General features: G+C 43.9%; 6 protein-coding genes. 4 read left to right on the forward strand and 2 right to left on the reverse strand.

Annotation, left to right across the window (positions count from 1 at the left end; genetic code table 11):
• Positions 1-358: 358 nt before the first annotated feature.
• From B2Z67_RS10400 to B2Z67_RS10415, 4 genes are all read left to right on the forward strand, one after another.
• Complete coding sequence (locus B2Z67_RS10400) at positions 359-1,207, forward strand: CvfB family protein (protein WP_291529763.1); 849 nt, start codon at positions 359-361, stop codon at positions 1,205-1,207.
• A 112-nt stretch (positions 1,208-1,319) separates the two neighbouring features.
• Positions 1,320-2,528 (forward strand): hypothetical protein, encoded by a 1,209-nt coding sequence (locus B2Z67_RS10405; protein WP_291529764.1) that lies wholly within the window; start codon positions 1,320-1,322, stop codon positions 2,526-2,528.
• 137 nt (positions 2,529-2,665) lie between these two features.
• Positions 2,666-3,019: a 50S ribosomal protein L19 gene (rplS, locus tag B2Z67_RS10410; RefSeq protein WP_291529765.1), complete on the forward strand. Its 354-nt coding sequence runs from the start codon at positions 2,666-2,668 to the stop codon at positions 3,017-3,019.
• A 707-nt stretch (positions 3,020-3,726) separates the two neighbouring features.
• Positions 3,727-4,212, forward strand: coding sequence for a GNAT family N-acetyltransferase (locus B2Z67_RS10415; protein WP_291529766.1), 486 nt, complete (start codon positions 3,727-3,729; stop codon positions 4,210-4,212).
• A 256-nt stretch (positions 4,213-4,468) separates the two neighbouring features.
• Here the strand turns inward: B2Z67_RS10415 and B2Z67_RS10420 are convergent, their stop codons facing one another.
• On the reverse strand, positions 4,469-4,738 hold the full coding sequence (locus B2Z67_RS10420) for a YbjQ family protein (RefSeq protein WP_291529767.1): 270 nt from the start codon (positions 4,736-4,738) through the stop codon (positions 4,469-4,471).
• A 13-nt stretch (positions 4,739-4,751) separates the two neighbouring features.
• The gene (locus tag B2Z67_RS10425; RefSeq protein ID WP_291529768.1) at positions 4,752-5,963 is read right to left on the reverse strand and encodes an aminotransferase class V-fold PLP-dependent enzyme; all 1,212 of its coding nucleotides are present in this window, start codon (positions 5,961-5,963) and stop codon (positions 4,752-4,754) included.
• Between the last annotated feature and the right edge of the window lie 73 nt (positions 5,964-6,036).

Below are 6,036 nucleotides of genomic sequence, written 5' to 3' on the forward strand. Positions count from 1 at the left end.
CAACTGAGCTATGGCACCTTTTTTTGTTTGCGGGTGCAAAGATAATTAGTTTTTTAATACAGTCAAAGGATTTCCGGAAAAATGCAGGGCAACTGCACCAAAATCTTATTTATTCTGCATTATTCATAGTATAGAAGTCAGACAGGTTAAAGAAGTTATCAACTAACAAAATGGGCATGAGTTAATGAAACCCCACTTCGCCAAATCATCCATTCGCCTCATTCCTACTCCGCTGCGAATAAAGATTTTGGTGCAGCTATCTTGAAAAAGTGATGGTTTAGATTGATAAGTTATTCCTTATATCTATCTTTGTGCGAAAACTGATACAATTAAAGTGATATAATAAAGAAAGTCTTAGATGAATATTGAGTTAGGAAAATTCAACACCTTGACCGTTGCCAAGGAAGTTGATTTCGGCATGTACCTGGATGGCGGAGAAGAGGGTGAAATCCTGCTCCCGTCGCGTTATGTACCCGAAGATTGTGAACCGGGAGATGAATTGAAGGTATTTATATATCTGGATAACGAAGAACGCCTTGTGGCTACAACATTGACCCCGCTGGTACAGGTGGGTGAATTTGCCTGTCTGGAAGTGGCATGGGTAAACCAGTACGGGGCATTCCTGAATTGGGGATTGATGAAAGACCTCTTTGTTCCTTTCCGTGAGCAGAAGATGAAGATGCTGGTAGGGAAGAAGTACGTGGTTCATGCCCACCTGGATGATGAAAGCTACCGGATTGTAGCTTCCGCCAAAGTAGACCGCTACCTTTCAAACGAAAAACCCTCTTATGAAGCGGGCGCCGAAGTGGACATTCTTGTTTGGCAAAAGACTGACCTCGGTTTCAAAGCAATTATAGATAATAAATACAGCGGATTGTTGTACGACAGTGAAATATTTCAGCCGCTTCACACAGGCGACAAGCTGAAAGCCTTCGTCAAGCAAGTGCGTGAGGATAATAAAATCGACTTGATGCTCCAGAAGCCCGGCTTCGAGAAAGTAGATGACTTCTCGAAAACCTTGTTGCAATATATAAAGGATAACGGAGGCCGGACTCCACTGAATGACAAAAGCCCGGCAGAAGAGATTTACGCCACTTTCGGAGTCAGCAAAAAGACATTCAAAAAAGGAGTGGGAGACTTGTACAAGAAGCATCTCATCCTGTTGCAGGAAGATGGGATTGTGCTGGCTAAGATGCCTAAGTCCTAAACGAATTAGGGAAATCCCTATGTAAGATTAGAGAGAAACAAGCAAGTAGGGGATAATCTTCCCCTATTTTTGTTTCCAACAAATAATTTATTAACTAAGTAAAAATACTATCATGAGACGAATATTATTTATCCTGCTTGCCGTCATGAGCGCTACTGTTTGCAGCGCGGGTACGAACGCTATGAGTAATAGCAAAGTACGTAAGGAAACTCGCTTCCTCACTGATAAGATGGCTTATGAATTGAATCTGAGTACGGAACAATACAATGATGTATATGAAATCAATTACGATTTTATTTCCAGTGTTCGCTACGTAATGGATGATGTATTGTATGGCCAGGAATGGGCGCTAAACCGTTACTATGATTACCTGGATATTCGTAACGAGGATCTCCACTGGGTGCTGAGTAGCCAGCAGTACAACCTCTTTATGCAAGCCGACTATTTCTACCGGCCTATTTATACGAGTGGAAACAAATGGCACTTCCGCATCTATATCACGTACTCTAATCACAATCTTTTCTATTTCCCCCGCCCGTACCATTATCGTACGTATGCAGGCGGCCACTATCGTACACATTATAATAATACAAGTTACTACCAGGGTCGATACAAGCACCCCTCATATACCGGTTCATATCATATCCGCAATGACAAGTCTTACACAACGACTCGCCGCAGTGATTTCGGTTCGGTAACCGTACGCCCGAATTCTAACCGCGAACCGGTGCGGGATGATGTTTACACAACAACGCGCCGAAGCAGCTCAAGCAGTCGCCGTACAACTACCGGCAGCAGTAGTCGCCAAAGCAGTACAAGCAGCAACCGTACAACTGCCGGCAGCAGTCGCCAGAGCGGTTCGAGCAGCAACCGTACAACTACAGGTAGTAGCAGTCGCCAAAGTAGTCCAGGCAGTAGCAGTACAAGTACTTCAAACAGTAGTACGCGCCCTACTGACAGTGCACGCAGCAACAGTAGTTCGAGCAGCAGCATCGGTAGTTCGAGTAGTAGCACCGGTACTTCACCCGGAACTAATAGCAGTAATGTGGGCAACAGCAGTACGAGTTCTTCGCGTCGCAGCAGCACTACTACAACAACAGATCGTAAAGAAAGCAGTTCTTCCAGTGCACGTACCTCTAACAGCAATCGCAGTAGCAGTACAACAGCAACGGAGCGCAAAACAAGCAGTTCTTCCAGCGTACGCAGCTCTGATAGCAGCAGTCAAAGTAATTCTTCTTCGAGCAACAGCAGTTCCAGTCGCTCCAGCCGTTCTTCTTCAGGCAGTAGCAGTTCCAGCCGTTCTTCGGGCGGTCGCCGATAAGTAAAAAAGAAGTAAAATGCTTGTGTATCTGCTAAATAATTCGTTCCTTTGCACCGCTTTCGCGCAATCGCTGTCAGGACATAGAGAGAAGCTTGGTATGTTGCGTTGTAACGATGAATATTTTAATAACAACAACAATGAATTTAATTAAAATTGCAGAAGAAGCATTTGCTACCGGCAAACAACACCCAAACTTCAAAGCTGGTGATACTGTTACAGTAGCATATCGTATTATCGAAGGTAACAAGGAGCGTGTACAGTTGTACCGTGGCGTCGTTATCAAGATTGCCGGCCACGAAAACAAAAGACGTTTCACTGTACGTAAGATGTCCGGTACTATTGGTGTAGAACGTATTTTCCCGATTGAGTCACCGGCTATCGACAGCATTGAGGTGAACAAGATAGGTAAAGTTCGTCGCGCTAAGTTGTACTACCTGCGTGCTCTTACCGGTAAGAAAGCAAGAATCAAAGAAAAAAGAGTTAACAGCTAATCAAATAGCTAATCAACTAAATTCTAATTTCGAAATAAAAAAGGGAAGCCGATTCGTTGGTTTCCCTTTTTTATTAGCGCCATATAAAATAACAGAATCACTTGAAACGTTCGGTGCACGATTCTTTTGTATTGAAGAATACGATTCAGTCCGCAAAGTAGCTCAATTACTTAGTAGTAGTGGGCTAATTACTTAGTAGTAGTTAGGCAACTACTACTAAGTAGTTAGTCAATTACTACGTAGTAGTTGGGTAACTACTAATAGGTAGTTCAGACACTACTACTAAGTAAGTTCAAATAGTATTTAGATAAGGAGAGATTCAGTCCATAAACCGGAAATTCCGTACAAAAGCCACATAAATACGGTAAGAATAAGCCATTAAAAAACTCTCCGGAAGAGGTTTCTGCATTTTTTAGAGTTGTACAGATTTCGATATCATGCTATCTATCAGGCAGATACGGATTTTCGCTTCCGTATTTCCAATCACACCTGTCTCCGGGCGGAAATATCGCATTCTAAGGCGTACAGAAAACACAGAATAACAATCCGGCAACTACAGTTTTGCCATGTATTGAAGCAATATCCACAAACATTTACTATCTTTGACGGAAAGGAAGTGATGGACGCAGATTCCCAAACTGTGCCGTTAGCAATCAAAGCGGGTTGATTTATTCTTATGCGAACAAGCACTGATAAATATTTATTCAATGGAAATAACGATACGTAAGATAAAAGATAATTATCCATATAACTTGCTGCTGCAAGCGGATGAAACGCACGAGTCGATCAACAAATACCTTTTCGATTCTGCTGTCTATGAGGTTCTGCTTCCGGAGCGGGAAGAACCTGTCGGCGTATTCTGTTTGTATCAGGTAGATACGACCACTATCGAGTTAAAGAACATTGCCGTGGATGAACCGTTCCGGGGGATGGGCACTGGGAGCGTTGTGTTGGCGCGGGCAGTGGAAATCGCTGCTACGGATGGATACCGTGAGATGATTATCGGTACGGGTACAGAAGATTGTGCACCGGCACTGGTACGGTTTTATGAGAGGAATGGCTTCCACAAGTCGGGCGTGCGCGAGAACTTCTTTGTCGACAATTTCCCCGAACCGATTTATGAGAATGGCGTGCAACTAAAGGACATGTTAATACTAAGCAGGGATATTGAGAAATACCGAAAGCCTGTTTAGTAAGCATTTAATCAGGATTGGTTTGTACTATAAATGATAATTTAGCGAAACGGAATCTCAATCAGNNGATTTTTAAATGCTGCGCTACGTTATCCCACCCGGAAGATAAAAAGAAATCCGCGTCATCCGCGTTATCCGCGTCTAAAAAATGATAGTATAAACTAATTATGAACAGCTACTTAGTATTAAATAACTGTGACGAAGTACTTATTAATATAAATAGCGGGGAAAGCCTTTCCTGCTATTCCCGCCTCTGTTACTCTACCGTTACTGCCGTACCGCAAGCAGTAACCATCAGTACAGTGCCATATTCTCCAACCATTTCATAATCCAAACTCACGCCAATCACAGCATTGGCTCCGAGTGCTTTAGCCTGATTCTCCATCTCGCGCAAAGCTGTATTTTTCGCTTCACGACATTTTTCCAAATTATAGCCGAAGCTGCCGATAAACGTTTCGCCGGAAACGATACCATAATAATGGGTGATATGTCCACCCTCGATAACATTCGTTGTAGTTACTAACATACGCTCTATTTATTTAAAACATCCTGCTGACGCGTTCAATACCTGCCACCAGAACATCTACTTCTTCCTCCGTATTATAAAGTCCGAAAGATGCACGTACCGTTCCTTCGATACCGAGGCGTTGCATCAGCGGTTGGGCGCAATGATGCCCCGTGCGCACGGCAATGCCGAGGCGGTCGAGCAGTGTGCCCATATCAAAGTGATGGATATTGCCTACCAGGAAAGAGATTACACTACCCTTCTTCCCCGCTTCACCAAAGATGCGCATGCCGGGGATAGCTTTCAAGCGCTGCGTGGCATATTCCGTCAGTCCATGTTCGTGGGCGGCAATCTTGTCCATGCCGATGGCCGAAATATAGTCCAGCGCCTTTGCCAGTCCGGTGGTACCGATATAGTCAGGAGTACCGGCTTCAAACTTGAAAGGCAGTTCGTTGAAGACTGTCTTTTCGAAAGACACATGTTGTATCATCTCACCGCCGCCTTGATAAGGGGGTAGTTTGTCCAACCATTCTTCTTTCCCATAAAGCACGCCTACACCCGTAGGGCCATATACCTTATGAGCGGAAAATACGAGGAAGTCAACATCCAAGTCTTCCACATCCACCGCTATATGAGGAATGGATTGAGCGGCATCTACCAGCAAAGGTACACCGTGGGCATGGGCAACGGCAGCCATCTCCTTAATGGGATTGACCGTACCCAACACATTGGATATGTGCGCCACACTGACTAACTTTGTCCTGTCCGTAAAGAGTTTCTCGTATTCATCCTGCAGAAGCTCCCCTTTATCGTTCATCGGAATCACTCTGATGGCTATTCCCCGTTTAGCTGCCAGCAACTGCCAGGGGACAATGTTGCTGTGATGTTCCATGACGGAAAGAATCACTTCGTCTCCTTCGCCCATAAACTCTTCACCAAAGCTGGATGCTAACAGGTTGATACTCTCCGTAGTACCCCGCGTAAAGATGATTTCATTGGTAGAGCGTGCATTGATAAATTTCCGCACAGTTTCACGGCTTGCCTCGTGCAGCTCTGTTGCCTGTTGAGACAGAAAGTGTACGCCACGGTGTACATTGGCATTGACGGAATAGTATTCATCCGTAATGGATTCTACTACACAACGTGGCTTCTGTGTGGTCGCACCATTATCAAAATAGACTAACGGTTTGCCATAAACTTCGCGGGAAAGTATCGGGAAGTCGGCTCTTATTTTTTCAATAATCATACTAATTATGAATTATGAATTATGAATTATGAATTATGAATTATGAATTGTGAATTATGAATTATGAATTATG

Origin of the sequence: Bacteroides sp. UBA939 (assembly GCF_002293435.1) — a bacterium.
Lineage (GTDB): Bacteria > Bacteroidota > Bacteroidia > Bacteroidales > Bacteroidaceae > Bacteroides.

Excerpts from the sequence above, each read along its gene's own strand:
- B2Z67_RS10425 (WP_291529768.1), bottom strand. The coding sequence starts at position 5,963 with ATGATTATTGAAAAAATAAGAGCCGACTTCCCGATACTTTCCCGCGAA.
- B2Z67_RS10420 (WP_291529767.1), bottom strand. The coding sequence starts at position 4,738 with ATGTTAGTAACTACAACGAATGTTATCGAGGGTGGACATATCACCCAT.
- B2Z67_RS10415 (WP_291529766.1), top strand. The coding sequence starts at position 3,727 with ATGGAAATAACGATACGTAAGATAAAAGATAATTATCCATATAACTTG.
- rplS (WP_291529765.1), top strand. The coding sequence starts at position 2,666 with ATGAATTTAATTAAAATTGCAGAAGAAGCATTTGCTACCGGCAAACAA.
- B2Z67_RS10405 (WP_291529764.1), top strand. The coding sequence starts at position 1,320 with ATGAGACGAATATTATTTATCCTGCTTGCCGTCATGAGCGCTACTGTT.
- B2Z67_RS10400 (WP_291529763.1), top strand. The coding sequence starts at position 359 with ATGAATATTGAGTTAGGAAAATTCAACACCTTGACCGTTGCCAAGGAA.